Here is a 26,583-nt window from a genome sequence, read left to right on the forward strand (position 1 = left end):
GCACGTGTCACCCTCCGCTACGGGAACGATTCAGAAGATCAACGCGCTGTACCGGGTGAAGACCCCGAGAGAAGGAGAGACGTGGTTAACCGAATTCGCCGCGCATTCAACTGGCTCGACGCGTGGACGATCGAGGCCTTCAACCCTGTTTACCCAGGTCGTCCCCAGTCGTAGCCGGCTTCGTGAACTGCGGCCGCAGCGTCGCCCACGCGGCGAACACCGCCGCCAGCACCACCATGGCGACGCCGGCCCACAGGTTGATGTTGACCCCTTCGGCCTTCCTGAGGTCGTCGTCGGACGTGAAACCGACCCCGACGACGACGAGTACAACGCCGTACAGACCGAAGAGGAAAGCGATGATCAATCGCAGGTCGAACAACCTCATGACGGCCTCCCTCAGCCGAAGATGACGTAGAGAACGGTCGTCAGCGCCAGCACTCCGCCGCCGAGCAGGGCGGGCGAGCGGTACCAGCCCGCGTCCTCACCGGTGGTGGAGTGCGACCGGTCTTCCTTGGGCGTCAGGCTGTACACCAGTCCGACCAGCTCGCTGTCCGGCTTCGGCCGCGTGACGAGGCTGACCGCGACGCTCACAACGACGTCCACCGCGAACGCGAGACCCGCACCGAGGAAGCTCGCGCCCTGGCCGGGCAGTTCCAGCCACTTGATGCCGAACGACGGCTCCGAGATCGCGTAGACGAACATCGCGGTGAACGTGCCCGCGAGCAGACCCACCCAGCCCGCGGTGGGCGTCATGCGCTTCCAGAACATGCCGACGATGAACGTCGCGAACAACGGCGCGTTGAAGAACGAGAACAGCGCCTGGATGTAGTCCATGATGTTGGACCCGCCGAGCGCCGCCGCGATGAACGCCGTGCCGATCGCGAGCACGCACGCGCCGACCGTGGCCAACCGTCCGACGCGCAGGTAGTACTCGTCGGGCCGGTCTTTCTTGATGTAGTCCTGCCACAGGTCGTAGGTGAAGACCGTGTTGAACGAGCTGACGTTCGCCGCCACACCGGCCATGAAGCTCGCCAGCAGACCCGTGATCGCGATCCCGAGGATGCCGTTGGGCAGCAGGTCGCGCATCAGCAATGGCAGCACGTTGTTGTAGACCACCCCGCTGCTCGTGTCGCCCGCCTTGAGCTGCGCCATCTCCGGCACGATCACCGCGGCGATGATGCCAGGAATGATGATGATCGCCGGGATGAGCGCCTTCGGGTACGCACCGATGATCGGCGTGCGCTTGGCCGCCGACATCGACTTCGCGCTCATCGCGCGCTGCACCTCGGCGAAGTTCGTCGTCCAATAACCGAACGACAGCACGAAGCCGAGCCCGAACACCAACCCGACGACGCTCCACACAGGACTGTCGAGGCCGGTGAGTTCCGTCGCGGGCCAGGCACTCAACTGCTCCTGGTCGGTGACCTTCTCGACCAGTCCCTGCCAGCCGCCGACCTTGATCAGGCCGACGATCGTGAGCGGCGCCAGCGCGGCCACGATGACGAAGAACTGCAGCACCTCGTTGTAGATCGCGGCGCTGAGGCCACCGAGTGCCGTGTACGCGAGCACCACCATCGCGGCGACCACTATGGACACCGGCAGTGGCCACCCGAGCAGCGCGTCGATGATCACCGCGAGAGCGAACAGATTGATGCCCGCGATCAGGATCTGCGCAACGGCGAAGCTGATGGCGTTGACGAGGTGTGCAGGCTTGCCGAAGCGCCGCAGCATGAACTCGGGAACGCTGCGCACCTTGGACCCGTAGTAGAACGGCATCATCACGAGACCGAGGAACACCATCGCGGGGATGGCGCCGATCCAGTAGTAGTGCACCGTCGCCATGCCGTACTGCGCACCGTTGGCCGTCATGCCCATCAGCTCGAGCGCACCGAGGTTCGCGCTGATGAACGCGAGGCCGGTGACCCAGGCCGGCAGTGATCGCCCGGACAGCAGGAAGTCGAGGCTGGAGCTCACGGATCGCCGTGCCATCACGCCGATGCCGAGCACCACAACGAAGTAGATGACGAGCAACGCGTAGTCGATCGGCCCCGCGTCGAGCCGCAGGTCCGCCTCGGCCAACACTCGCACGGCCCACCTCCCAGACTTCCACAAAGTCCAACATGAACGACCAGGAGGGAACGTTACTCCAGGTGCGCGACTTCTTACCCCGCGTGCGTGATCACGAAACCACGAGGCGCGATGGGGCGCTCATCAGAAATGGGATGCGTTGGGATACGGCGTTGCGGAGACTCACCTGGTGACCGATCACGAGCAGATGGCTTGGCTCTGTCCGTTGTGCCGCGCGGTGAGCGTGGGCTGCAGCGACGACCGGGACGAACTCTGCACCTCATGTCGATTGCGGCCGGACTGGGAAGCGCTGCCCCAGGCCGTGCGCGACGAGATCGGCGAGATGGTCGACGCGGACAGGGTGATCCCGTCGGGTTACCGGCTGGCGGAACTGGACGGTTACCAGCGCCCGACCATGACCTACATGATCATGGCTTCATACCGCAACGGAGTGCGGAAGCGGACCTGTTCCTGCGCGGAGACCGAGCACGGCCAGGTGGGCTGGACATGCCCGTCGTGCGACCGGCCGCTCTTGGGCTGCGACGAGACCTGGGGCGAAATCTGCGCCCCCTGTCGCTCAGCGCCCGACTGGGAAGCGCTGCCGGAGGCCGTGCGGGACGAGGTCAGCGCAATTGCCGAAGCCGGCGACGTGACATCTGCGGTCTACCGGTTGCGGGATCTCGACCACAACCGGCTCGACACCTTCGCCTACACGCTCATGGTGGTCTATCAGAACAGCCGGAACTCGTCCGGCTCGATCCCGCGCAACGCGTCGTAGTCCAGCACCACGCACCGGATCCCGCGGTCCTCGGCCAGCACCCGAGCCTGCGGCTTGATCTGCTGCGCCGCGAACACACCCTGCACCGGCGCGAGCAGCGGGTCGCGGTTGAGCAGCTCCAGGTACCGGGTCAGCTGCTCGACGCCGTCGATCTCCCCGCGCCGCTTGATCTCCACGGCGACCGAGACCCCGGACGCGTCGCGGCACATCAGGTCGACCGGGCCGATGGCGGTCGGGAACTCGCGGCGCACCAGGGTCCAGCCGTCGCCGAGGGTCGTGACGTGCTCGGCGAGCAGCTTCTGCAGGTCGGCTTCGACGCCGTCCTTCTGCAGGCCGGGTTCCGGGCCCAGCTCGTGCTTGGAGTCGTGCAGCACCTCGTCGAGGGTGATGATCAGCTTCTCCCCCGCCTTGTTCTGGACTGTCCAGATGTCCGGGTCCTCGATCAGCCAGCAGGGCGGGCTCATCCAGTTCAACGGCTTGTAGGCGCGGTCGTCGGAGTGGATCGACACCGACCCGTCGGCCTTGATCAGCAGCAGTCGCTGAGCCATGGGCAGATGGGCGGTGAGTCGGCCTACGTAGTCGACCTGGCAGCGAGCGATGACGAGACGCACCGCGACAGGCTACGGGGTGTGTCCAGAAACGAGGCGTTAGGTACGGTCCGTGGCGTGGAGAACCTCGGCAGCCGTCAGGTGTACGCGAACCCGTGGATGACCGTCCGCGAGGACGAGATCCAGCGCGCCGACGGCACCACCGGCATTTACGGCGTCGTCGACAAGCCGGACTTCGCGCTGATCATCCCGCTGGACGGCGAACGCGTGCGGCTCGTCGAGCAGTTCCGCTACCCGATCGGCTTGCGACGCTGGGAGTTCCCCCAGGGCACCGCGCCGGACCGCGCCGACTCCGACCCGCTGGAACTCGCCACGCGCGAGCTCCGCGAGGAGACGGGACTGCGCGCCGGCCGGATGATCGAACTGGGCCTGATCGACGTGGCGCCGGGCATGTCGTCGCAGCGCGGACGGGTGTTCCTCGCGACCGAGCTGACCGAGGGCTTCCACGAGCGGGAGCACGAGGAGCAGGACATGCGCTCGGCGTGGTTCCCGCGCGCCGACTTCGAGACGATGATCGCCAAGGGCGAGATCACCGACGCCCAGTCGATCGCCGCCTACACGCTGCTCCTGCTGCACGAGCACGCTCAACCCTGAAACGCCGCGCGGTAGGCGTTCGGCGAGGTGCCGGCGATCCGCTTGAACCTGTCGCGGAACGCCGTGGCCGACCCGAACCCGACACGGCTCGCGATCAGCTCCACCGGTTGGTTCGTGGTCTCCAGCAGGTGCTGCGCCTGCCGGACCCGCGCCCGGTGCAGCCACTGCAACGGCGTCGTGCCGGTCTGCTCCCGAAACCTGCGGTTCAACGTCCGCGTGCTCATGCCGGCCTGTTTCGCCACGTCGTCCAACGTCAGATCGCGCACGGCGTTGGCCTCCATCCACCGCAGCACGGGTTCGAGCTGCGCCCCCTGCGGCTTGACCGGCGGCGTGACGATGAACTGCGCCTGCCCGCCTTCGCGCTCAAGGGGCATCACGGCGAACCGCGCCGCATCGGCCGCCACCGCCGACCCGTGATCGCGCCGGATCATGTGCAGACACAGGTCCAGCCCGGCCGCGGCACCAGCGGACGTCAGGAACTGCCCGTTGTCGACGTAGAGCACGTCCGGGTCGACCTCCAGCGCCGGAAACCGTGCCGCCAACTCCTCGGCTCCGAGCCAGTGCGTGGTCACCCGCAGCCCGTCCAGCAGCCCGGTCGCCGCGAACACGAACGCGCCCGTGCAGATCGACGCAATGCGCGCGCCTCTCGCCGCAGCCTGCCGCAGCGCCGCGATGAGCGCCTTGGGAACCTGCATGGCCGGATCATGTCCCGGCAGCACTATTGTGTCCACTTCGGACAGCAACTCCAGTCCGTGCGGCACTTTCAGCTGAAAGCAGCTCGCATCGACAGTCCTCTTCGGACCGCAGACCCGGACCCGGTACCGCCCGGTCCAGTTGAAGGCGTCCACCGGAGTCGCGAAGTCGAACGGGACGACGCTGTCCATCGCTACCACTGCCACCTCGTGCACGTGCACCACCGTAGCTGGCGAGAATCCGTTGGAACATGGCATTCCAGCCAGTTCTCCCGGCCGCCGCCCGCTCCTACCGTCGTGATCACCGACAAGCAGGGAGGGGCGAATGCTCGCTCAGGTGGTGTTGTTCGACGGCTTTGACCCGTTGGACGTGATCGGCCCGTACGAAACGCTGACCGCGGCCGGAGTCAGGGCCGAACTCGTCACAGCGGAAGGGCCACGAGAGGTCCCGGCCGGGATGAACCTGCTCTCGCTCAAGGCAACCGCCCTGCTCGACCCGGACGCCGACATCATCGTCGTACCCGGCGCGGCCGCCCTCCAGGAGGACGAGACGATCGCGCTGCTCAGCAAGGCCACGGCCACTCTCGCACCCGCACTGACCCACAAGAACACCATCGCCACCGTGTGCGGTGGATCGCTGGTGCTGGCCATGGCCGGCTTGATCAAGGGCCGCAACGCGACCACGAACCACCTCGGCCTGCACGCGCTGGAGTCCATGGGCGTCAACGCCATCCGCGCGAGAATCGTCGACGACGGCAACCTGGTCACCGCCGCCGGCGTCAGTTCGGGCATCGACCTCGGCCTCTACCTCGTAGAACGCGAGATCGGCCCCCAGCGAGCGCTCGAAGTCGAGCAACTCTTCGCCCACGAACGCCGCGGCACCGCCTGGAGGACCGCGTGAGCAAGCTCTTCCTCTCACTCCACGTCCTGGCCGCCATCATCGCCATCGGCCCGGTCACCGTCGCCGCCAGCATGTTCCCCAAAGCCGTCACCAACAACGGCAACCCCGAACTCCTGCACCGCATCTGCCGCGTCTACGCACTGATCGGCATCTCGGTACCGGTCTTCGGGTTCGCGACGGCCGGCGTGATGGGCGTGACCGGCCACCCCTGGGTGATCGTCTCGATCGCGCTCACCACCGCCGCCGCGTTCGTGCTCGCCCTGAAAATCCTGCCCGGCCAGGAGAAGGCCATCAAAACCAACGACATCAAGCACCTGGCCATGTACACCGGCGCATTCAACCTGCTCTGGGCCACCGTGACCGTGCTGATGATCCTCCGGCCCGGATCCACCACCGGGGCCTAGCGCTGGCCGACCGGCCTCACCACGATCTCGTTCACGTCAACGGACTCGGGCTGCGCGACGGCGTACGCGATGGCTTCACCGATCGCGGAGGCCGGGATGGCGTTCTTCCGGTACTCCTCGATGAACTCCGCCGTCTCGGGGTGCGTGATGGTGTCGGCCAGCTCGGATTCCGTGACACCGGGCGAGATCACGGTGACCCGCAGGTCGGTCCGTTCCTGACGCAGCCCCTCGGACAACGCCCGCACCGCGTACTTCGTCGCGCAGTACACGGCCGCGGTGGGCACGACCGAGTGCGCAGCGATGGAGGCGACGTTCACGACGTGGCCTCCATCGCGGAACAACGGCAGCACGGCGGCGAGACCGTTCAGCACACCGCGGATGTTCACGTCGACCATCCGGTCCCACTCGTCGACCTTCAGCGCGTCCAACGGGGACAAGGGCATCACGCCTGCGTTGTTCACCAGCACGTCAACGCGGCCGTACCGCTCGACCGCCGCGTCCACCCACGCCTGGAACGACTCACGCGATGTCACGTCCAGCGGCGCGTGCGCTCCGCCGATCTCCTCGGCCAACGCCTCCAGCCGATCGACCCGGCGCGCCCCGAGGAACACCTGATGCCCGGCAGCCGCCAGGACGCGGGCCGCGGCCTCACCGATACCGCTGGAAGCTCCACTGATCAACACAACTTTGCTCATGGCCACCACGATGGCCAGCCAGAACAGCGCCAACCAGGACACCTTCTGCCTAGGTGTGGCACACCCGGGCAACACACGCGCGAGGCGAATAACCTCGAGGACGTGCTCGGCGAGTTCCTGAAAGCCCACCGCGCCCGCGTCAACCCGGAGGACGCGGGCCTGCCCAGCCACACCCAGCGCAAGGTCAAGGGCCTCAGACGAGAAGAGGTCGCCGTCCTGGCCGGTGTGAGCGCCGACTACTACGCCCGCCTGGAGCAGGGCCGGGAGACCAACCCGTCAGCCCAGGTCCTCGACGCGCTCAGCCGCGCACTCCAGCTCGACACCGATGCCAGGGCCCATCTGCACCGCCTCGCCGGAGTGGTCGCCGAGGAGGGGCACTCGACGTACGTCGTCAGCCCCGAACTGCGCAGGCTCATCAGCGGCCTGCACGACACCCCCGCGTTCGTCATGAGTTCGCTGCTCGACATCCTCGCGTCGAACGCGCTGGGCGACGCCCTGTACGAGCCGTTCACACCGGCCGACAACGCGGCCAGGATGACGTTCCTCGATCCGGTCGCCACGAGTTTCTACCCGCGCTGGCGGTGGCTCGCGCAGACCACTGTCGCGCACCTGCGGCAGACCGCCGACCCGAAGTCACCACGACTGCGCGAGATGGTCGAGGCGCTGAGCGTCAGCCCGGTGTTCGCCGAACTGTGGGCGCAGCACGAGGTTCGCGGGAAGAACAGGGACACCAAGGACTTCGTGCACCCGGCCGTCGGCCCGCTGACGCTCAGCTTCCACTCGTTCGACGTGCGCGAGGCGCCGGGCCAGATGCTCGTGATCTACCAGGCGGAGCCGGGCAGCACGAGCGCCGACGGGTTGAAGCTCCTCGCGACTAGTCGGGCCACACGGGCGGCCGCTTCTCCAGGAACGACGCCCGCCCCTCTTTGGCTGACGGGGACTGCGAAGTCTCGGCCATGACCGCCAGCGCGATGTCGTACGCGTCCGCCTCGGGCCGGTCGAGCTGCGCGTAGATCGTCCGCTTCCCCACGGCCTTCGAAGCCCGCGACCCCCTGGTAGCCCGCGCCAGCAGGTCGTCAACGGCAGCGTCCAACTCCTCGGCGGGCACGGCCTTGTTGATCAGCCCCCACTCGACGGCGGTCTGCGCGTCGATGACGTCGCCGGTGAGCACCAGTTCCATCAATCGCTTGCGCCCGATCGACCGCGCTACCGGCACTGCGGGCGTGTGGCAGAACCACCCGGCTTTCCCGCCGGGCAACGAGAATCCCGCCGTGTCCGCCGCAACCGCGAGGTCACACGACGCCACCAGCTGGCACCCCGCCGCAGTCGCCAAGCCCTGAACGCGCGCGATCACCACCTGCGGCACGGACTGAATGGTCTTCATCACCACCGTGCACAGCTCCAGCAGCAGCCGCACGCCCTCCTCATCGCGGGCGTGCACGTCAGCGAAGTCGTGCCCCGCGCTGAACACCGGCCCGTCAGCGGCCAGGACGATGCCAGCCGCATCGGAAGCACCAGCCTCGCGGAACGCCTCCAGCAGCTCACTCAAGTGCTCGGCAGACAGCGCGTTGCGCCGGGCAACGCGGTTCATCGTGATGCGAACAACCGAGCCCTCACGCGCAACGTCGACCATCCCGCGAATCTAAGGCCCTACGCCAAAGAACGCACCTCGCGGATCACGGTGACGATCTCGTCCATGATCTCGGTCAGCTCGTAGTCCTTCGGCGTGAACACCCGCGCCACTCCCCGGTCGCGCAGCTTCTGAGCGTCGTCCGGCGGGATGATGCCGCCGACGATCACCGGGATGTCGCCGGCGCCGGCCGCGCGGAGGCCGTCGACCACGGCGGGCACGACCTCGAGGTGCGAACCGGACAGGATCGAGAGGCCGACGACGTGCACGTCCTCCTGCACGGCGGCGGATACGATCTGTGCCGGCGTCAGGCGAATGCCCTGGTAGACGACCTCGAAGCCGACGTCGCGGGCGCGCACGGCGACCTGCTCGGCGCCGTTCGAGTGGCCGTCCAGGCCCGGCTTGCCGACCAGCATGCGCAGCCGCTCGCCGATCTCCTCGCCGGTCCCGCGCACCCGGTCGCGCACGCGTGCGATCTCCGAACCTGCTTCGCCCGAGGCTGAAGCACCGGAAACGCCCGTGGGCGCGCGGTATTCGCCGAACGTCTCACGCAGCGCCTGCGACCATTCGCCGGTCGTCACGCCGGCGCGCGCACAGGCCAGCGTCACCTCGACCAGGTTCTGGTCGGTCTTCGCGGCCTCGCGCAGAGCGTCCAACGCAGCCGCGGCAGCCGCGTTGTCGCGGGCAGCACGCCACTGCTGGATCGCCTCGACCGCGTGCATCTCGACGATCGGGTCGATGGTCTCGATCGCGTTCGCGCCCTCCGCCTGCAACGGCGACGGCTCGGTGGTGTCGAACTTGTTGACACCGACGACGACTTCTTCGCCCGATTCGACGCGGCGACGGCGGTCGGCCAGCGACGACACCAGCTGCGACTTCATGTAGCCGGACTCGACGGCCGCGACGGCACCGCCCATCGCCTGCACGCGGTCGATCTCCTCGCGCGCACCGCGCAGAATTTCCCCGACCTTCGCCTCGATGACCGGCGAGCCGTCGAAGATGTCCTCGTACTCCAGCAGATCCGTCTCGTAGGCCAGCACCTGCTGCATGCGCAGCGCCCACTGCTGGTCCCACGGCCGCGGCAGGCCCAACGCCTCGTTCCACGCCGGCAGCTGGATCGCGCGGGCACGAGCGTTGCGGGACAACGAGACCGCGAGCATCTCCAGCACGATGCGCTGGACGTTGTTCTCGGGCTGCGCCTCGGTCAGGCCCAGCGAGTTGACCTGCACGCCGTAGCGGAACCGGCGGTGCTTCGGGTTCTCGACGCCGTAGCGCTCCAGCGTGATCTCGTCCCACAGCTGGGCGAACGCGCGCATCTTGCACATCTCCTCGATGAACCGCACACCGGCGTTCACGAAGAAGGAGATGCGGGCGACGACCTCACCGAACTTCTCCTGAGGCACCTGACCGGAGTCGCGCACCGAGTCCAGGACGGCGATCGCCGTGCACATCGCGTACGCGACCTCCTGCGCCGGCGTCGCGCCGACCTCCTGGAGGTGGTAGCTGCAGATGTTGATCGGGTTCCACTTCGGCACGTTCGACACGGTCCACGCGACCATGTCGGTGATCAGCCGCAGCGACGGTCCCGGCGGGAACACGTAGGTGCCGCGGGACAGGTACTCCTTGATGATGTCGTTCTGCGTCGTGCCGGCCAGTGCCGACGGGTCCGCGCCCTGCTCCTCCGCCACGGTGACGTACAGCGCGAGCAGCCACATGGCCGTCGCGTTGATCGTCATCGACGTGTTGGCGCCGCCGAGCGGGATCTGGTCGAAGAGCTGGCGCATGTCGCCGATGTGGCTGATCGGCACGCCGACCTTGCCGACCTCGCCCTTCGCGAGCTCGTCGTCGGGGTCGTAGCCGGTCTGCGTCGGCAGGTCGAACGCCACCGACAGGCCGGTCTGCCCCTTCGCGAGGTTCCGGCGGTACAGGGCGTTGGAAGCCGCGGCCGAGGAGTGACCCGCGTACGTGCGCATCACCCAGGGGCGGTCGCGTTCACGGTCACTCGGGTACGGCACAGCAACCTCCCACGACGTTGTTGTTCGGAGCGTACTGGCCGGTAACCAAAGCTGCGCGTGCGATTGCTCACTGAATCGAGACCACAAGAGCATGATTGAGTGGTGACGGCGATCTACCAGACAGTGGTCGTGTTCGGGGTGATCGGACTGCTGGCGCTGGCGTTGAGGTACTTCGTGGGCAACGACAAGCGGCCCGTGCCGGATCTCGACGGCACGGACTTCGGGTTGCTGAGCGAGGTGGCGATCGTGCCCACCGAGGAGGCCGCGAACGTCCTCGTGCAGAAGCTGAAGGCGAACGGGGTGCGTGCCACGCGTTCGCGGAACGCGCCGTACCGGGTGATGGTGTTCCCGGCGGACGTCGCGGACGCGCGGCTGGTGCTGAAAACCTAGGAGCTGACGCGCTCCACGTCGGCACCGAGCTTGCGGAGGTTTTCCACGAACCCAGGGTAACCGCGCTCGATGTGGAAGATTTCGTAGACCTCGGTGGCCCCGTCCGCGCACAGACCGGCCAGCACCAGCCCCGCACCAGCGCGGATGTCCGAGGCCCAGACCGGCGCACTGGACAGCTGCTCCACGCCGCGGATCACCGCGTGGTGACCGTCCGTGCGCGCGTCGGCCCCGAGCCTGATCATCTCGTCGATGAACCGGAACCGCGCCTCGAACAGGTTCTCGGTGATCATCGAGGTGCCTTCGGAGACCGCGGACAGCGCGATCGCGAACGGCTGGTTGTCCGTGGCGAAACCGGGGTACGGCAGCGTCACGAAGTCGACCGCCTTGGGCCGCCCGTCCATGACGACCCGGAAGCCCTCGTCCTCGCCCTCGTAGACGGTGACCTCGGCGCCCGCCATGCGCAGCTTCTCCAGCACCAGGTCGAGGTGGTGCGGGTTCACGCCGCGCACCCGCACGTCGCCGCGGGTCATGGCGGCGGCGAAGCCCCACGTCGCGCCGACGATCCGGTCGCCGATCACGCGGTGCTCGGTCGGCTTGAGCTCGGTCACGCCGTGCACGGTCAACGTGGACGTGCCCGCGCCCTCGATCCGCGCGCCCATCTGCGTGAGCATCAGGCACAGGTCGATGATCTCCGGCTCGCGCGCGGCGTTGTCGATGACCGTCGTGCCGTTCGCCAGCACGGCCGCCATCAGGATGTTCTCGGTGGCGCCCATGCTCGGGAAGTCGAGCCAGATCTGCGCGCCGTGCAGCCCCTCGGCCTCGGCGACGATGCAGCCGTGCTCGATCCAGGTCTTGGCGCCGAGCTTCTCGAGCCCGCTCTGGTGCATGTCCAACGGCCGCGAGCCGATCGCGTCGCCACCCGGCAACGCCACGACCGCGCGCTTGCACCGGCCGACCAGCGGCCCCAGCACGCAGATCGACGCCCGCAGCTTGCCCATCGCCTCGGAGTCGGCGTGGTAGCTCAGCTCCGCCGGCGTGGTGATCCTCGCCACGTCACCCTCGAGCTCGACCTCGCACCCGAGGCTGCGCAACGCGTCCGCCATCAGCGGCACGTCGAGGATGTCGGGGCAGTTGGTGAGGGTCGTCGTGCCCTCGGCGAGCAGAGCAGCGGCCATCAGCTTGAGGACGCTGTTCTTTGCGCCGACGACATCAACCTCGCCGACCAGACGTGCGCCACCGTGTACCCGGAAATGCTCGCTCACGCGGCAATCCTACGTACTGGCCCTACATTGCAGTCATGGCGGTACATCTCACCAAGATCTACACGCGGGTCGGCGACGACGGCACGACCGGCCTCGGCGACTTCTCGCGCGTTCCGAAGACCTCGCCTCGCATCGAGGCGTACGCGGACGTCGACGAGACGAACGCGGCACTGGGCGTGGCCCTGGCGCTGGGACAGCTGGCAGATGACGTCCACGACGTCGTGCGCAAGGTGCAGAACGACCTGTTCGACGTCGGAGCTGACCTCTGCACACCGATCGTGCCGGACCCCAAGTACCCGCCGCTGCGCATCACCCAGGCCTACGTGGACCGCCTGGAGGGCTACTGCGACACGTTCAACGAGCGGCTGGGCAAGCTCGACTCGTTCATCCTGAACGGCGGCACGCCCGGCGCGGCCCTGCTGCACCAGGCGCGCACGATCGCGCGCAGGGCAGAGCGGCGTGCCTGGTCGTTGATCGAGGCCGACGCCGAGCACACGAACGTGCTGACGGCGAAGTACCTGAACAGGCTGAGTGACCTGCTGTTCATCCTGGCCCGCGTGGCCAACCCGGACGGCGACGTGCTGTGGCAGCCCGGGGAGAACGCCTAAGAGGCCCAGGGAATGGAACGGCCCGGAGGCGCTGACTCGAGCCAGGACAGGAATCCTGTGAGCGCGTCCGGGCCCATCGCGATCTCGACCTCGCCGCCGGGAATGCGGCACCGCAGCACCGTGGCGCCGACCGGCATGGCGTACGCCTCCGGCCCCGTCGGCTCACGGCGCGCGTCGATCTCGAGTCCGTCTCTGGAGATCAGCTGGTCTGGCCCCGACCCGAGCGAGAGCACGCGGAACCAGGCGAACGAGTCGCCCCGGTAGTGCCCCACGCCCAGGTGCCAGCCTCGGCCGCGATCGTCGAACTGACTGCGCAGCGCGACGTGCACGCCGCCCTCACGCAGCAGCCGGATGCGGCGCCAGGCGAAGTAGGCGATGACGACTGCCACTCCAAGCAGGATCAGTCCGGCAATCTCGGTGATCCCCACGGCTGCGGCCTCGCGCCCGGTCTCAGGCCGACTGTTCCACGGCCCGCACGCGCGCTGCCGCACGTGCGCGCTCTGCATCGTCCGCGTCCTGCAGCGCCGTCCGCGCCGCGTCCACGTCGATCTCGCCCGCGAGCTCGGCGTCCTCGGCGAGAATCGATACGCCGGTGCCGGTCACGGAGAGGAAGCCACCGTGCACCGCGGCGGTGACGAGGCCACCGTCCGTCGTGCGGATGCGCACCACGCCACCCTCGACCAGCTGACCGAGAACGGGCTCGTGACCGGGCAGGATGCCGATCTCCCCCTCGGTCGTCTGAGCCGAAACAGAGGTGGCCTTACCGGACCACAGGCGGCGTTCAACGGCGACCAGTTCAACGGTCATCTCGGCCACGCGTATCTCCCTCGTCGTCTGGAGTCGAACTGAGTCTAAACGGTCGCCTGACAACCTTGCCGCCCCGCCCGGTGTCAGTACCTTCGACAACCGCCGAAGGGGGGACATGCAGGACTTCGAGGACTTCGTGGCGTTGCGTTCGCAGGCTTTGTTGCGCACCGCGTACCTGCTGTGCGGCGGTGACAAAGGCGCCGCCGAGGACATTCTGCAGGACGTCCTCATGGGCATGTACGGCAAGTGGCGCCGAATCCGGACTTCCCCGGAAGCCTACGCGCGCACCGCGCTGGCCAACGCGGCCGCGAACCGCTGGCGACGGCGTTCCCGCAAGCCGGAGGCACCGCTGGAACTGGGGGCGGTACCTGCGGCTCGGGGGCACGAACAGCAGGTCGTGGACGCGGACAGCGTGGTGCGTGCGTTGGCGCAGCTGCCGAAGAAGATGCGCGCGGTGCTGGTGCTGAGGTTCTTCGACGACCTCAGCGAGGCCGAGACCGCCCGCACGCTGGGTTGCGGCATCGGCACGGTGAAGAGCCAGACCTCGCGCGGCCTCGCCCGCATGCGGGAGCTGATGGGTGAGCAGGTGTTGACGTGGAACTGAAAGAAGCAATGGAGGCCGCGACGGCAGACCTGGACGTGCGGCCGGGATTCGTGGGGGACGTGATGGCCGGTGCGCGACGACGACACACGCGCAAACTGCTCGCCGTGACCGCGGCTGTGGCGCTGCTCGCAGGCGTGACGACGGGGGTGGTGCTGACTCGCTCCTCCGAACCGCCGCTGCTCACGGATGATGAACGGCTGACGGCCGCCACGAGTGGTGACCTGGCCTCCGACCGGACAGTCGTCGAGCAGGCGCTGCGCGTGTGGCAAAGCACACAGAAGGCGCCGGAGCGCATCGCGGACTTCTCCGCTCCCGCACACGTCTTCTGGGCGGGCCAGACACCGTCCGGCCCCGCGGTGCTGATCGTGCAGCCGGTCCGGGGGACGAGCACCCCCACGCCGATGACCCTCGTCGGCCTGGTCGCCGGGAATGAGGTCGTGGACCGCGAAATGCTGGTCGACGGCGAACGCGAGCGCGGGATCTACCGCTTCGGCGCGAGCCAGTCGACGACTGTCGTGCTGAGCCTCGGCCAGACCGTGTACTGGTCGCAACGACCGGTGCGCGGCGAGGACGGCCGGCTGTCGCGCCAGTGGCAGGCAGCCGACACCGGCGGCAGCGGCGTGGCCGTGGTGAGCGCCCAGCCGGCGGACCGACCGGTGTTCGTTCGCGCCGACACCCAGCCCGCTGCCGACGACTTCCTCAGGGAACCGCTCATGGCGAAGCAGGACTACGGACCGGACACCGCCTTCAAACCGCATCCCGGCCTCGGCTGGACCGACAGCGTGTGGGCGACGGACAAGCACGACGAGCACCCGCAGATGAAGTCGATGCTGGCGCACCGCGACATGCAACGAGCCGGGGTGCTCGACTACCTCGTGCGTGATGACGAGTGGGGGCGGTGGCAGGTGCGGGCGTGGCTGCCGGACGGCAGGTTCGCCAACGTGTTCGAGGCCAACGGCGAGACGTACGCCGCCCTCTACCGCGCGAACGGCACGTTCGACAGCGGTGTGGCCGGAGGTCCGACGCGCAAGACCGCACCACTGCCGGCACGGGTGCGGTTGCCCGGCGACCTGGGGACCGTCGTGGCCGACTTCGGGTTCCGGATCGGCCCGGACCGACGTCCCGACGTGTGGATCGCGCCCGCGGGTACGACCGAGGTGAGGGTCGAGCGAGCTGAAGGCGACTCGGTCCAGGTGCCGCTCTAACCGCCGTGCCAGGAGCGCCAGAGCGTCGCGTAGGTGCCGTCTCTGGCGACCAGATCGTCGTGGGGCCCCAACTCCACGACGCGGCCCGCGTCGACGACCGCGATCCGGTCCGCGTCACGCGCGGTCTGCAACCGGTGCGCGATCGCGATCACCGTGCGTCTCTCCCGCACGGCCGCGATCGCACGCTCGGCGTGCCTGGCCGTGGCCGGGTCGAGCGAGGAGGTCGCCTCGTCCAGCACCAGCGTGTGCGGATCGGCGACCTCCACCCGTGCGAGCGCGAGTTGTTGTGCCTGCGCGGGATCCAGCTGCAGCCCACCGGCACCCAGCCTGGTGTCCAACCCGTCCGGCAGCTCGTCGAACCATCGCGCGTCGACGGTCCGCAACGCTGCAACGAGTTGCTCGTCGGAGGCATCGGGAACGGCCAGCGCGAGGTTCTCCCGCAACGTCCCGATGAACACGTGATGCTCTTGCGTCACCAGCACGATCTCCTGCTCGCCCGCCGCCACGAGATCCGCGACCGGCACGCCACCGACGAGCACCGAACCCTCCGCCGGCCGGTCGACACCCGCGATCAGCCGCCCCAGCGTCGACTTGCCCGCACCGGACACGCCCACGATCGCCAGCCGTTCGCCTGGCTGCACCACGAGATCGACGCCGTGCAGCACCTCGTGGCCGTCCACATAGGAGTAGCGGACGCCGCGCACCTCGATGCGGTCGCTGTCCGGCACGTCGACCGCGGGTGCCGGCTCGATCTGCGCCCCGATGCCCTCGATCCGCGCGAACGACGCACCGCCGCGCTGCAGGAACTCGATCCAGAACAGGATGCGGTCCATCGGCTCGACGAGCCGCCACACCCACAGGCCGGCCGTGACGACGACCTCGATGCCAACGCCGTCCGCCGTGTACATCAGGCCGCCGACGAGCAGCACCAACGCGGTCGGCAGGACGTTCACGAAACCGGTCACCGGGAACAGCACGCTGCGCAGCCCGAGCGTCCGCATGCGCGCCCGGTACGACCGCGCGACGGTGTCGTCCGCGGCGGCCACCAGCCGGTCCCGCAGCCCGTACGTCTCGATCGTCCGGCTGCCCTCGCCGACCGCTGCGGAAATCTCCGCCACGTCCCCGTTGGCTTCGCTCTCCGCGAGGTACGCGTCGCGCGCACGAGCGAGATACCAACGCACCACCCACACGACGGACGGCACGCCGGTCAGCGCGACCAGTCCGAGCACCGGGTCCAGCGCGAACATCGCCACGAACACGACAACGAGGTGCACCACGCCCGTGAGCACCTCGGGCACGCTGTCCCGCAACGCCAGCCCGACCGTGCCGACGTCACTCGTCACGCGGGTGAGCAGATCGCCTGTGCCGAGCCGGTCCACCACCCGCGCCGGCAAGGCCAGCGAGCGCCCCACCGCCTCCTCCCGCAACGAGGCCAGCAACCGTTCGCCGAGACGCGTGGTCTGCAAAGCGCTGTACCGCACCAGCAACAGGTGCACCACCGCAGCACCCAGCACGCCGAGCGCGATCATGTCCACAGTGGACAAGGTCAGCGTGCCGTCCTGCACGCCACCGACGATCTTGCCGAGCAGGTAGGGCCCGACGAGCCCCGCCAACGCCGTCAGGGCGGTGAGCACGAGCACGACGGTCAACGCGCGTCGTTCGCCCCGCATCAACCGGACAGCAGCGCGCCGCACCTCGCGCCGGTCCGCGATCGGCAGCCGGTTCATCGGTTCTCCAGGTGCACCGTCTGGTCGGCCTGCCCGATCCACAACGGCGACGACGACACGACCACGGTGGTCCGCCCGAGCCGCGTCTGCTTCACCCGTTGCGCGACGGCCGCCTCAGTGACCGCGTCGAGCGCCGACGTGGGCTCGACGAGCACCAGCACCTCCGGTTCGCTGAGCAACGCCCGGACGAGCCGGAGCCGTTGCCGTTGACCGCCGGAAACGTTGCGCCCCTGGGACTCCAGGTGCGAGTCGAGCCCCTCCGGCAGGGCCTCCACGACGTCCACCGCGGCGGCCGCCCAGATCGCCTGCTCCAGCACGGCGTCGTCGTGCTCGGCCACCGACACCGCCTCGCGCACCGACCCGGCGAACAGGTAGTCGTCGTTGTCCGCCACAACTCCCGGCAGCCGATCCACCGCTTCCCTGGCCAGTTTCGCGTCGGCGGAGACCACCACGGTCAGCGCGCCGCTCTTCACCTCCAGCACCGGGGTGTCGTCGGTGGGAGCATCCGGCTGCAGCTTCAGGATCTCGATCACCCGCCGCGCCGACACCAACGCCCGCGGAATCGCGTCCGCACCCTCGATGAAGAAGCTGACCGGCACGATCAACGTCGTGACGTACAGGTAGACGGCGAGCATCTCGGGCACGGTGATCGCCCCGGTCACCGCCATCCGCGCCACGATCCACGTGACCACCGCGAGGAACAGCGCCGGCAACCCCCACGTGAGCGCCTGCACCCAGCTCAGCCACGCCGACACCCGATAGCCGTCCCGCAGCACCTCGCGCGACTTGGCCCCGAAGCGCTCGGCGAACGCCGGTTTGCCACCGATCCCGGACAGCACCTTCAACCCGGCCACGATGTCCCCTGCCCGCGAGCTCAGCTCCCCCTGGCTCTGCCGATAACCGGCCTCCACGGCGTGCAGCCCCCGCATCACCGGCCCGGTGACCACCGCCAGCACCGGCACACCCAGCAACACCACCACCGCGACGAGCGGCGAGATCCGCACCAGCAACACCGCAGTGGCCACGTACGCGACCACCGCACCAACTCCGGGCCCAGCGCTGGTGAGCGCGTGCGCAACCCGAGCCGTGTCACCGTTCTGCAGGTACGTGAGCTCCCCCGCGGACAACTTCCGCCGCACCACCCCACCAAGCCGCGTGACGTGCCGGACCACGAGTTGCGCCGTCCGCAACGAGGCATCCGTCCGCACCATCGTCATGGTGCGGTGCCGCGCCATCCCGGCGAGCGCCAACAACCCCGCCACCACGACCAGCGCGACGCACCACCACACCAACGCACCTCGGTCGCCGCCGCGCAGACCGTCCTCAACGGCCTTGGTGATGAGGTACGGCGGCACGAGCAGCCCGCACATCCACAGCGACCCCCACCACGCCCCGGCCAGCACCCGCCACGGCTGCATCCGCACGAGCCACCACAGGTACCGCCAGGGCGATCGGAGGTCCGGATCACCCGGATCGTCGTACGGAGCATGTCGGGCCATGCACCCGACCTTGCCATCACCCGGCGGGCGCCACGACCGATTTCGCCTTCAGCCCAATCGCACCAACGGCCGTTGCCCCCAACGCCGCGACGACCGCGAACGCGTAGAAGCCCCACGGATACGCCAAACCAGCCGTGAGCAACGCACCGCCCAACAACGGCCCACTGATCGCACCCAACCGCCCAATGCCCGCGGCCCACCCGATACCGGTAGCGCGGTTCTCCTCGTAAACCCGTCCCGCGTAGGCATAAACGAGCACCTGCGCACTGAACACGAAGCACCCGGCCAACAACACAGCCACGTACACGCCAACGCCCGGCAACTTGATGCTGAGCAACCCCAAGAACACCACCGCACCCGCGAACCACCCGATGGCCGCCGGCCTGATTCCAACCCGGTCAGCGACGGTGCCCGCGATCAGAAGTCCAACCACAGCCCCGATGTTGAGCGTGAGCAACAACGCCAGCGCCGTACCGAGCTCGTACCCGGCGCTGCGCATGATCTGCGGCAACCACGTGTTGAGTCCATAGACCAACAACAGCCCCATGAACGACGCCACCCAGAACGCGACCGTCGCCTTCCGCAGTCCGGGCTTGAACAACGACCCCACGGCCACACCGGCAGGCGCCTTGCGCACAACGGTCTCCGGCAAGTGCTTGACCATCAAGGGAATCAGGACAAGCGCGGGCAACGCCCCCACGACGAACAACGACCGCCACCCGAGCTGAGGAATGAGCACGATGCCGAGCAACGCCGTGATGACCGCACCCACGTGATACCCGGTCATGATGAGCGTGGTGGCCCGCCCACCCTGCTGAGGCCGCGCCTCGTTCACCAACGCGATGGCCGTGGGCAGACACCCGCCAAGCCCAAGCCCCGCAAGGAACCTGAGCACTCCGAACGTCGTGGCGTCCTGCGCCACCGCACAGGCCAACGTGAACACGGAGAACCCGGCCACCGCGTAGATCATGACCTTGCGCCGCCCGATGACGTCGGTGATGGTCCCGATGATCAGCGCGCCGAGCATCATCCCGAACAGGCCGGCCGTGGACACCGCGCTGGCCGACGCCGTGGTGAGCAGCTTCTCCTGCAGCAGCACGGGAATCACCGTGCCGAGCACGACGAGGTCAAAGCCGTCCAACAACACGGCAGTCCAACACAGCGGCAACACCCATTTGTTCACGTGCGCTCTCCTCCACGCCGAGGCCTTGCTGGTGCCGTGCATCGTGCGACGCCACACCAACGACGGGGAGACCCATTTCCGTCCAATGGAAACCAAGCCACCCGGCAGACGCGGGCCGAAGGCGAAGCCGAGGCGCACCCACCCAGTGGCGATGCGAAGCGAGCCGGACAGCGCAATGCCAACGCGGGTAACCCGGTGATGACCGCAGGCCAAACAACCCAACGCAAGCACGCACGCCCCAAGAACGCCCAAAGGGCCGCCCCTCCACAATGGAGAGACGGCCCTCAGGAAAGCCGCGAGCTAGCTCAGTTGCCGGCCAGCTTCTTGGCGTTGGCCTCGACGTCGTCCAACCCGCCGCAGGAGAAGAACGCCTGCTCCGGGTAGTGGTCGAACTCGCCCTTGCAGACGCGGTCGAACGCCTCGATCGTCTCCTTGATCGGCACGAACGAGCCGGGCTGACCCGTGAACTTCTCGGCCACGATGAAGTTCTGGCCGAGGAAGCGCTCGAGACGACGCGCGCGACCGACGAGGACCTTGTCCTCCTCGGACAGCTCGTCCATACCGAGGATGGCGATGATGTCCTGCAGCTCCTTGTACTTCTGCAGGATCCGCTTGACCTCCTGGGCCACCCGGTAGTGCTCCTCGCCGACGATCGACGGCTCGAGGATTCGAGACGACGACGACAGCGGGTCGACGGCCGGGTAGATGCCCTTCTGGGAGATCGGACGGGAAAGCTCCGTCGTCGCGTCCAGGTGGGCGAAGGTCGTGGCCGGCGCGGGGTCGGTGTAGTCGTCCGCGGGCACGTAGATGGCCTGCAGCGAGGTGATCGACTTACCGCGCGTCGAGGTGATGCGCTCCTGGAGCTCACCCATCTCGTCGGCCAGCGTCGGCTGGTAACCCACGGCGGACGGCATGCGGCCCAGCAGGGTCGACACCTCGGAACCCGCCTGGGTGAACCGGAAGATGTTGTCGATGAAGAGCAGCACGTCCTGGTTCTGGACGTCGCGGAAGTACTCCGCCATCGTCAGAGCGGACAGCGCGACGCGCATACGCGTGCCGGGCGGCTCGTCCATCTGACCGAAGACGAGAGCGGTGTCCCCGAGAACACCCATCTCTTCCATCTCCAGCAGCAGGTCCGTGCCCTCACGGGTGCGCTCACCGACGCCGGCGAACACCGACGTACCGGAGAACTCACGGGCAATACGCGTGATCATCTCCTGGATGAGCACGGTCTTGCCGACGCCCGCGCCGCCGAACAGGCCGATCTTGCCGCCCTTGACGTACGGGGTGAGCAGGTCGATGACCTTGATGCCGGTCTCGAGGATCTCGGTCTTGCCCTCGAGCTGGTCGAACGACGGAGCCTTGCGGTGGATGCCCCACTGCTCGCCGTCGCGGCCGAGGCCGGGCTGGTCGAGGCAGTCACCGAGGGCGTTGAAGACGTGGCCCTTGACGACGTCGCCGACCGGCACCGAGATCGCGGCACCCGAGTCGGTCACGGTGGCACCGCGGACGAGACCGTCGGTCGGCTGCATCGAGATGCAGCGGACCAGGTTGTCGCCGAGGTGCTGCGCGACCTCGAGGGTCAGCGTCTTGGCGACCGCCTCGAAGGTGATCTCCGTGTGGCAAGCGTTGAACAGCTCCGGCACGGCGTCGCGCGGGAACTCCACGTCGACGACCGCACCGATCACCCGGACCACACGGCCGGTGCGGGTGGTGGTGGCAGTAGCACTCATGTCACTCATCACTTCCTGCGCCACCGGTAAGCGCGGCAGCGCCACCGACGATCTCGCTGATCTCCTGGGTGATCTGGGCCTGACGGGCCGAGTTCGCCGCCCGGCTGAGGTTCCGGACCAGCTCCGTCGCGTTGTCCGTCGCGGCCTTCATGGCCGTACGACGAGCAGCCGACTCCGAAGCCGCAGCCTCCAGCATGGCGGAGAACAGACGCGTCTTCACGTACTTGGGCAGCATCGCACCGAGCAGCGCCTCCGCGCTCGGCTCGAAGTCGTACACCGCGCGCGGGCCCTTGGGGGTCTCGCCGGTGTACTCGACCTCCATCGGCGCGATCCGCCTGGCGGCCGGCGTCTGGCTCAGCATGGACTTGAACTCGGTGTACACGACGTGGATCTCGTCCACGCCCTGCGCACCGTCCTCCGTGCCCTCCAGGAACGCCTCCACCAGCGCGTCACCGGCCTCGACCGCGTTGACGTAGTGCGGGGTCTGCGAGAACCCGCTCCACGCGCCCGTGACCTCACGACGGCGGAACTGGTAGTAGCCCTGGCCCTTGCGGCCGGTCACGTACAGCACCGGCTCCTTGCCCTCCGACCGGAGCAGCTGGATCAGCTGCTCGGCGGCCTTGAGGACGTTGGCGTTGTAACCGCCGCACATGCCCTTGTCGCTCGTGATCACCAGCACTGCGGCGCGCTTCGGGTTCTCACGCTCCGACAGCAGCGGGTGGTCGAGGTTCGCCGAGGCCTCGGCCAACGCGGAGAGCACGTTCGTGATCTCTTCCGCGTACGGCCGGGAGGCCGCGACCCTGGTCTGCGCCTTCGCGAGGCGAGACGTCGCGATGAGCTCGTAGGCCTTCGTGATCTTCTTGGTCGAGTTGACCGTTCGGATCCGCTGGCGGAGCTCCCGAATCTGTGCGCCCATGGCTCAGATCACTTCTTGGTGGGCTCGGGCTTGTGGACCTTCACCGACTCCTGGCCCACCTTGTCGGCGTCCATCGCCTTCTCAGCGGCCTCGTTGACGATCGTCGTGCCGTCGGAAGCGGTGAACTGCTTCTTGAACTCGGTCACGGCGTCGACAACGCGCCTCTGGGCGTCGTCACCGAACTGCTTCGTCTCGACGATGCTTGCGAGCACGTCCGCGTGGTTGCGGCGCAGCGAGTCCTTGAAGTCCGCGACGAAGCGCCGGATGTCGGCGACGGGGACGTCGTCCAGGTGACCCTTGGTCGCGGCGAAGATCTCGACGACCTGCTCCTCGACGGGCACCGGGGAGTACTGGCCCTGCTTGAGCAGCTCGACCAGGCGGGCACCGCGGTCCAGCTGGGCGCGCGACGCGGCGTCGAGGTCGGACGCGAACGCGGAGAAGGCCTCCAGCTCGCGGAACTGCGACAGGTCGAGACGCAGCGAACCCGAGACCTGCTTCATCGCCTTGATCTGCGCGGCACCACCGACGCGGGAGACGGAGATACCCACGTTGACGGCCGGGCGGACACCGGCGTTGAACAGGTCGGACTCGAGGAAGCACTGACCGTCGGTGATCGAGATGACGTTGGTCGGGATGTACGCCGACACGTCGTTCGCCTTGGTCTCGATGATCGGGAGACCCGTCATCGAGCCGCCGCCCATCTCGTCCGACAGCTTCGCGCAACGCTCGAGGAGACGCGAGTGCAAGTAGAAGACGTCGCCGGGGTACGCCTCGCGGCCCGGCGGGCGGCGCAGCAGCAGCGAGATCGCGCGGTACGCCTCTGCCTGCTTGGTCAGGTCGTCGAAGATGATCAGGACGTGCTTGCCCTGGTACATCCAGTGCTGGCCGATGGCGGAACCGGTGTACGGCGCCAGCCACTTGAAGCCGGCCGAGTCGGAAGCGGGAGCGGCGACGATCGTCGTGTACTCGAGCGCGCCCGCCTCCTCCAGCGCGGTCTTGACGCCCGCGATGGTGGAGCCCTTCTGGCCGATGGCGACGTACACGCAGCGGACCTGCTGCTTGGGGTCGCCCGACTCCCAGGCCTTCTTCTGGTTGATGATCGTGTCGATGCAGACCGCGGTCTTGCCGGTCTTGCGGTCACCGATGATCAGCTGACGCTGACCGCGACCGATCGGGGTCATCGCGTCGATGGCCTTGATGCCGGTCTGCATCGGCTCACCGACCGGCTGACGCTGCAGCACGGAGGCGGCCTGCAGCTCCAGGGCGCGGTTGTCGTCGGCGACGATGTCACCGAGACCGTCGATCGGCTGGCCCAGCGGGTTGACGACGCGGCCGAGGAAGCCGTCGCCGACCGGCACGGACAGGACCTTGCCCGTCCGGCGGACCTCCTGGCCCTCTTCGATCTTGTCGAAGTCACCGAGGATGACCGCACCGATCTCGCGGACCTCGAGGTTCAGGGCGACGCCGAGGACGCCACCGGGGAACTCGAGCAGCTCGTTGGTCATCGTGCCCGGAAGGCCCTCGACGATGGCGATGCCGTCGTAGGTCTCGGAGACGGCACCGACCTCTTCCCGGCTGACCTCCGGGGAGTAGCTCGAGACGTACTTCTCGATCGCACTGCGGATCTCGTCCGACGAGATCGTCAGCTCCGCCATGTCGTTCCTGCTCTCACTTCTTCGTTCTTGGGAAAGGGCTCGGGGGCTAGCTGGCGAGATTGCGGCGCAGTGCCGCCAACCGGCCGGCGATGCTTCCGTCGATGATCTCGTCGCCGATCTTGATCGAGAGTCCGCCGGCCAGAGCCGGGTCGACCTCGACGTGCAGCGCGATCGGGCGCGAGTAGATCGTGGTCAGCGTCGCGGTCAAGCGGTCGACCTGCGCCGCGGTCAGCTCCACGGCGGACCGCACGTGCGCGACGGAACGCTGCCGGCGCTTGGCCGCCAGGTCCGCGAGCTCGGCCAGGCCGTCCGCGACGCGCAGGCCGCGCGGGTTGCGGACCAGCTGGCTCACCAGCGTCGTGGTGACCGGGCTGACCTTGCCCTCGATCAGGGAGCCGACCAGCGCGACCTTGCCGTCGGTGGACCCGGCCGGGTCCGCCAGCAGCAGCTCGAGCTCGTGCGAGTTGGCCACGATGCGGCCGAGCCGGAAGAGCTCGTCCTCGGTCGAGTCCAGCTGGCCATCGCGCTCGGCGCGCACCAGCAGCGTGGTGCGGGCGAGCGACTCGACACCGTCGACGAGTTCACGCGGGCTGGACCAGCGCGCCGTCACGACGGCGACCAGGACCTGCAGCGTCGCGTCGCTCACCTTGCCGGCGAAGAGCCCGCGGGCGAGCTGCTCACGGCCAGCGGCGTCGGACGAGGCGTCGGCGAGCGCGCCGCGCAGCGTCCGCTGCTCGATCAGCAGGCCGAGCACGGCGAAGAGCTCCTCGCCGAGCTTGGCGAGGTCGTCCGTCGACGTGGTGGCGTCGGCCAGCTCCAGCAGCCGCAGTTCCGCGGCTGCCAGAGCTTCACGACTTGCGGCATGCAACGTCATCGGCAGCCTCTACTTGCTCGCCGGCGCCGCGACGGCGTCCAGCTCGTTGAGGAAGCGGTCGACGGTGCCGCGGCGGCGGGCCTCGTCCTCGAGGGACTCGCCCACGACCTTGCTCGCCAGCTCGACGGCGGTGCGGCCGAGGTCGGCACGCAGCTCGGCGACGATCTGGGCGCGCTGAGCGTCCAGCTGGTGCTGGCCCTGCGCGACGATGCGCGCGGACTCGGCCTGCGCCTGCTCACGCAGCTCCTCGATGATCTGCAGGCCCTCGGCCCGCGCGTCGTCGCGGATGCGCGCGGCCTCGGCACGAGCCTCGGCCAGCTGCTCCTTGTACTGCTCAAGAGTGCGCTGAGCTTCGGCCTGCGCCTGCTCGGCCTTCTCGATGCCACCCTCGATCTTGGCCGTCCGCTCCGCGTACAGCGCCTCGAACCTCGGCGACACGAACTTCTTGATGACGAAGAAGAGGAGCAGGAACGCGACGAGACCGAGGATGATCTCCGAGGTGTGCGGCAGAACCGGGTTGACCGGGCCCTCCGCAGCCAGGATGAGGGGCATCACGGAATCTCCTAACGCGATCAGGATTCGGTCAGGCAGTCGCGATGAAGTACACGACGAAGCCGATCAGCGCGAGGACCTCGACGATGGCGAAGGTGGTCCACGCGAGGCTCAGCAGCACGCCGCGGGCCTCAGGCTGGCGGGCGGTGCCGCTGATGACCGAGGAGAAGATCAGACCCACGCCGATGCCCGGGCCGATAGCCGCAAGGCCGTAACCGATGGCCGCGAGGCCCTGGTTGAGGTTGACGGCGTCCTGGGCAAGCTGGATAGCGCTCACTGTTGCTGTTCCCTTTCCAACTCGGTCCGCGAGTGTTCGCGGATCGGAGGCTTTGTGTTTCTCAGTGCTCTTCTGCCAGCGCCATGCCGATGTAGCTGGCAGACAGCAGCGCGAAGATGTAGGCCTGCAGGCACATGATCAGTGCCTCCAGGAAGGTCAGCGCGATGGCGAAGGCGAAGGACACCGGCGCCACGATGACGGTGATTCCACCGTTCAGCAGGAGGAACTCACCAGCCAGGGTGAACACCAGCAGGAGCAGGTGCCCGGCGAACATGGCGGCGAAAACTCGGATCGCCAGAGTGATCGGGTTCAGGATGAACTTCTGGAAGAACTCGATCGGAATCAGCAGCGGGAGCACGAACCACGGCGCGCCCGGCGGAATCGTCTGGTGCTTCAAGTAACCCACGAAGCCGTGCCGCTTGAACCCGACGAAGTGGTACACCGGGTAAACAACGAGCAACGAAACGGCGAGCGGGAAGCCGATGTGCGACATCGTCGGGAACTGGATGACCGGGATGAGCCCGAACAGGTTGTTCACCAGGACGAAGGTGAAGATCGTGAGGATCAGCGGGATGAAGGGCTTGAAGTCCTTCGCGCCGATCTGCTCCCTGGCAATGCTGTTGCGCCCGAAGTCGTAAACCGACTCGGCGGCGAACTGGAACTTGCCGGGGATGAGCTTCAGGTTCCGTGACGCGGCCAGGAAGAACGCCGCGATGATCACGATCGACAGCACCAGCAGGACCATCGGCTTCGTGACCTCGCCGAAGATCGGCGGGAGGAAGAAGTCCTTCACACCGGGAGCGACGAACTCGCCCCCCGAAGCCAGCAACTTGGTCACTGTGTTCCTTCCGGTTCTCCCGGCCGGCGTTCACTCCGCCGGGGGAATCGTCACGATCTGGACTTAACG

29 protein-coding genes are annotated in these 26,583 nt (G+C 68.1%); 9 read left to right on the forward strand and 20 right to left on the reverse strand.

Features of this window, described 5'->3' with window-relative positions:
* Window positions 1-139: 139 nt before the first annotated feature.
* Entirely contained in the window at window positions 140-385 is a 246-nt protein-coding gene (locus DI276_RS05130; protein ID WP_112262093.1) for a hypothetical protein, read from the reverse strand.
* An 11-nt stretch (window positions 386-396) separates the two neighbouring features.
* Entirely contained in the window at window positions 397-2,088 is a 1,692-nt protein-coding gene (locus DI276_RS05135; protein ID WP_112262094.1) for a sodium:solute symporter family protein, read from the reverse strand.
* A gap of 169 nt (window positions 2,089-2,257) precedes the next feature.
* On the opposite strand from DI276_RS05135, the gene DI276_RS05140 reads away from it, so the two are divergent.
* The gene (locus tag DI276_RS05140; RefSeq protein ID WP_157984525.1) at window positions 2,258-2,845 is read left to right on the forward strand and encodes a hypothetical protein; all 588 of its coding nucleotides are present in this window, start codon (window positions 2,258-2,260) and stop codon (window positions 2,843-2,845) included.
* Here DI276_RS05140 and nucS read toward each other — a convergent pair.
* Window positions 2,797-3,456, reverse strand: coding sequence for an endonuclease NucS (gene nucS, locus DI276_RS05145; protein ID WP_112262096.1), 660 nt, complete (start codon window positions 3,454-3,456; stop codon window positions 2,797-2,799). The two genes, DI276_RS05140 and nucS, sit on opposite strands and share 49 nt — an antisense overlap.
* Before the next feature lie 54 nt (window positions 3,457-3,510).
* Between nucS and DI276_RS05150 the strand changes: the two genes are divergently transcribed.
* Entirely contained in the window at window positions 3,511-4,047 is a 537-nt protein-coding gene (locus DI276_RS05150; RefSeq protein WP_198680462.1) for an NUDIX domain-containing protein, read from the forward strand.
* Here DI276_RS05150 and DI276_RS05155 read toward each other — a convergent pair.
* Window positions 4,038-4,955: a GlxA family transcriptional regulator gene (locus tag DI276_RS05155; protein WP_112262226.1), complete on the reverse strand. Its 918-nt coding sequence runs from the start codon at window positions 4,953-4,955 to the stop codon at window positions 4,038-4,040. The two genes, DI276_RS05150 and DI276_RS05155, sit on opposite strands and share 10 nt — an antisense overlap.
* A gap of 109 nt (window positions 4,956-5,064) precedes the next feature.
* Here DI276_RS05155 and DI276_RS05160 point away from each other — a divergent pair, with 109 nt between their 5' ends.
* Both DI276_RS05160 and DI276_RS05165 read left to right on the forward strand, forming a co-directional pair.
* Entirely contained in the window at window positions 5,065-5,640 is a 576-nt protein-coding gene (locus tag DI276_RS05160) for a DJ-1/PfpI family protein (protein ID WP_112262097.1), read from the forward strand.
* On the forward strand, window positions 5,637-6,044 hold the full coding sequence (locus tag DI276_RS05165; protein WP_112262098.1) for a hypothetical protein: 408 nt from the start codon (window positions 5,637-5,639) through the stop codon (window positions 6,042-6,044). The genes DI276_RS05160 and DI276_RS05165 overlap by 4 nt, the downstream gene beginning before the upstream one ends.
* On the opposite strand, the gene DI276_RS05170 is transcribed toward DI276_RS05165, so the two are convergent.
* Complete coding sequence (locus tag DI276_RS05170; RefSeq protein WP_112262228.1) at window positions 6,041-6,739, reverse strand: SDR family oxidoreductase; 699 nt, start codon at window positions 6,737-6,739, stop codon at window positions 6,041-6,043. The two genes, DI276_RS05165 and DI276_RS05170, sit on opposite strands and share 4 nt — an antisense overlap.
* 102 nt (window positions 6,740-6,841) lie before the next feature.
* Between DI276_RS05170 and DI276_RS05175 the strand changes: the two genes are divergently transcribed.
* Entirely contained in the window at window positions 6,842-7,699 is an 858-nt protein-coding gene (locus DI276_RS05175; protein ID WP_232836459.1) for a helix-turn-helix transcriptional regulator, read from the forward strand.
* Here DI276_RS05175 and DI276_RS05180 read toward each other — a convergent pair.
* Together DI276_RS05180 and DI276_RS05185 are read right to left on the reverse strand one after the other, a co-directional pair.
* Entirely contained in the window at window positions 7,614-8,372 is a 759-nt protein-coding gene (locus DI276_RS05180) for an enoyl-CoA hydratase-related protein (protein WP_112262099.1), read from the reverse strand. The two genes, DI276_RS05175 and DI276_RS05180, sit on opposite strands and share 86 nt — an antisense overlap.
* Window positions 8,373-8,389: 17 nt before the next feature.
* Window positions 8,390-10,384 (reverse strand): protein meaA, encoded by a 1,995-nt coding sequence (locus tag DI276_RS05185; protein WP_112262100.1) that lies wholly within the window; start codon window positions 10,382-10,384, stop codon window positions 8,390-8,392.
* A gap of 102 nt (window positions 10,385-10,486) precedes the next feature.
* Here DI276_RS05185 and DI276_RS05190 point away from each other — a divergent pair, with 102 nt between their 5' ends.
* Window positions 10,487-10,774 (forward strand): hypothetical protein, encoded by a 288-nt coding sequence (locus DI276_RS05190; protein ID WP_112262101.1) that lies wholly within the window; start codon window positions 10,487-10,489, stop codon window positions 10,772-10,774.
* Here DI276_RS05190 and murA read toward each other — a convergent pair.
* Window positions 10,771-12,036, reverse strand: a complete 1,266-nt coding sequence (murA, locus tag DI276_RS05195) for a UDP-N-acetylglucosamine 1-carboxyvinyltransferase (protein ID WP_112262102.1) — start codon at window positions 12,034-12,036, stop codon at window positions 10,771-10,773. The two genes, DI276_RS05190 and murA, sit on opposite strands and share 4 nt — an antisense overlap.
* A gap of 35 nt (window positions 12,037-12,071) precedes the next feature.
* Between murA and DI276_RS05200 the strand changes: the two genes are divergently transcribed.
* On the forward strand, window positions 12,072-12,644 hold the full coding sequence (locus DI276_RS05200; protein ID WP_112262103.1) for a cob(I)yrinic acid a,c-diamide adenosyltransferase: 573 nt from the start codon (window positions 12,072-12,074) through the stop codon (window positions 12,642-12,644).
* Here DI276_RS05200 and DI276_RS05205 read toward each other — a convergent pair.
* Both DI276_RS05205 and DI276_RS05210 read right to left on the reverse strand, forming a co-directional pair.
* Window positions 12,641-13,072, reverse strand: a complete 432-nt coding sequence (locus tag DI276_RS05205) for a DUF2550 domain-containing protein (protein ID WP_112262104.1) — start codon at window positions 13,070-13,072, stop codon at window positions 12,641-12,643. The two genes, DI276_RS05200 and DI276_RS05205, sit on opposite strands and share 4 nt — an antisense overlap.
* Before the next feature lie 22 nt (window positions 13,073-13,094).
* Window positions 13,095-13,460: a F0F1 ATP synthase subunit epsilon gene (locus tag DI276_RS05210; protein WP_112262105.1), complete on the reverse strand. Its 366-nt coding sequence runs from the start codon at window positions 13,458-13,460 to the stop codon at window positions 13,095-13,097.
* Window positions 13,461-13,566: 106 nt separating this feature from the next.
* On the opposite strand from DI276_RS05210, the gene DI276_RS05215 reads away from it, so the two are divergent.
* Together DI276_RS05215 and DI276_RS05220 are read left to right on the forward strand one after the other, a co-directional pair.
* A complete protein-coding gene (locus tag DI276_RS05215) occupies window positions 13,567-14,055 on the forward strand; it encodes a SigE family RNA polymerase sigma factor (protein WP_112262106.1) in 489 nt (162 codons plus the stop codon).
* Window positions 14,046-15,260 (forward strand): hypothetical protein, encoded by a 1,215-nt coding sequence (locus DI276_RS05220; protein ID WP_157984526.1) that lies wholly within the window; start codon window positions 14,046-14,048, stop codon window positions 15,258-15,260. Before DI276_RS05215 ends, DI276_RS05220 begins: the two co-directional genes overlap by 10 nt.
* On the opposite strand, the gene DI276_RS05225 is transcribed toward DI276_RS05220, so the two are convergent.
* The 10 genes from DI276_RS05225 to atpB all read right to left on the reverse strand — a co-directional run bounded on the left by DI276_RS05225 (window position 15,257) and on the right by atpB (window position 26,514).
* Window positions 15,257-16,987, reverse strand: coding sequence for an ABC transporter ATP-binding protein (locus DI276_RS05225; protein ID WP_112262108.1), 1,731 nt, complete (start codon window positions 16,985-16,987; stop codon window positions 15,257-15,259). The genes DI276_RS05220 and DI276_RS05225 overlap by 4 nt on opposite strands.
* Window positions 16,984-18,486: an ABC transporter transmembrane domain-containing protein gene (locus DI276_RS05230; RefSeq protein WP_112262109.1), complete on the reverse strand. Its 1,503-nt coding sequence runs from the start codon at window positions 18,484-18,486 to the stop codon at window positions 16,984-16,986. Before DI276_RS05230 ends, DI276_RS05225 begins: the two co-directional genes overlap by 4 nt.
* Window positions 18,487-18,502: 16 nt before the next feature.
* Window positions 18,503-19,711 carry an MFS transporter gene (locus DI276_RS05235; RefSeq protein ID WP_112262110.1) on the reverse strand — a complete coding sequence of 403 codons (1,209 nt, stop codon included), beginning with the start codon at window positions 19,709-19,711 and terminating at the stop codon, window positions 18,503-18,505.
* A gap of 263 nt (window positions 19,712-19,974) precedes the next feature.
* Entirely contained in the window at window positions 19,975-21,411 is a 1,437-nt protein-coding gene (gene atpD / locus DI276_RS05240; RefSeq protein WP_232836461.1) for a F0F1 ATP synthase subunit beta, read from the reverse strand.
* The gene (locus DI276_RS05245) at window positions 21,404-22,318 is read right to left on the reverse strand and encodes a F0F1 ATP synthase subunit gamma (protein ID WP_112262112.1); all 915 of its coding nucleotides are present in this window, start codon (window positions 22,316-22,318) and stop codon (window positions 21,404-21,406) included. The genes atpD and DI276_RS05245 overlap by 8 nt, the downstream gene beginning before the upstream one ends.
* Before the next feature lie 8 nt (window positions 22,319-22,326).
* Window positions 22,327-23,973 (reverse strand): F0F1 ATP synthase subunit alpha, encoded by a 1,647-nt coding sequence (gene atpA, locus DI276_RS05250; RefSeq protein WP_112262113.1) that lies wholly within the window; start codon window positions 23,971-23,973, stop codon window positions 22,327-22,329.
* 46 nt (window positions 23,974-24,019) lie between these two features.
* A complete protein-coding gene (locus DI276_RS05255) occupies window positions 24,020-24,853 on the reverse strand; it encodes a F0F1 ATP synthase subunit delta (protein WP_198680480.1) in 834 nt (277 codons plus the stop codon).
* A 3-nt stretch (window positions 24,854-24,856) separates the two neighbouring features.
* Window positions 24,857-25,399: a F0F1 ATP synthase subunit B gene (locus DI276_RS05260; RefSeq protein WP_112262115.1), complete on the reverse strand. Its 543-nt coding sequence runs from the start codon at window positions 25,397-25,399 to the stop codon at window positions 24,857-24,859.
* Window positions 25,400-25,430: 31 nt separating this feature from the next.
* A complete protein-coding gene (locus DI276_RS05265; protein ID WP_086664600.1) occupies window positions 25,431-25,676 on the reverse strand; it encodes an ATP synthase subunit c family protein in 246 nt (81 codons plus the stop codon).
* Window positions 25,677-25,737: 61 nt separating this feature from the next.
* Window positions 25,738-26,514, reverse strand: a complete 777-nt coding sequence (gene atpB, locus DI276_RS05270) for a F0F1 ATP synthase subunit A (RefSeq protein WP_112262116.1) — start codon at window positions 26,512-26,514, stop codon at window positions 25,738-25,740.
* Window positions 26,515-26,583 lie beyond the last annotated feature (69 nt).

The organism is Lentzea terrae, assembly GCF_003265345.1.
GTDB classification, from domain to species: domain Bacteria; phylum Actinomycetota; class Actinomycetes; order Mycobacteriales; family Pseudonocardiaceae; genus Lentzea; species Lentzea terrae.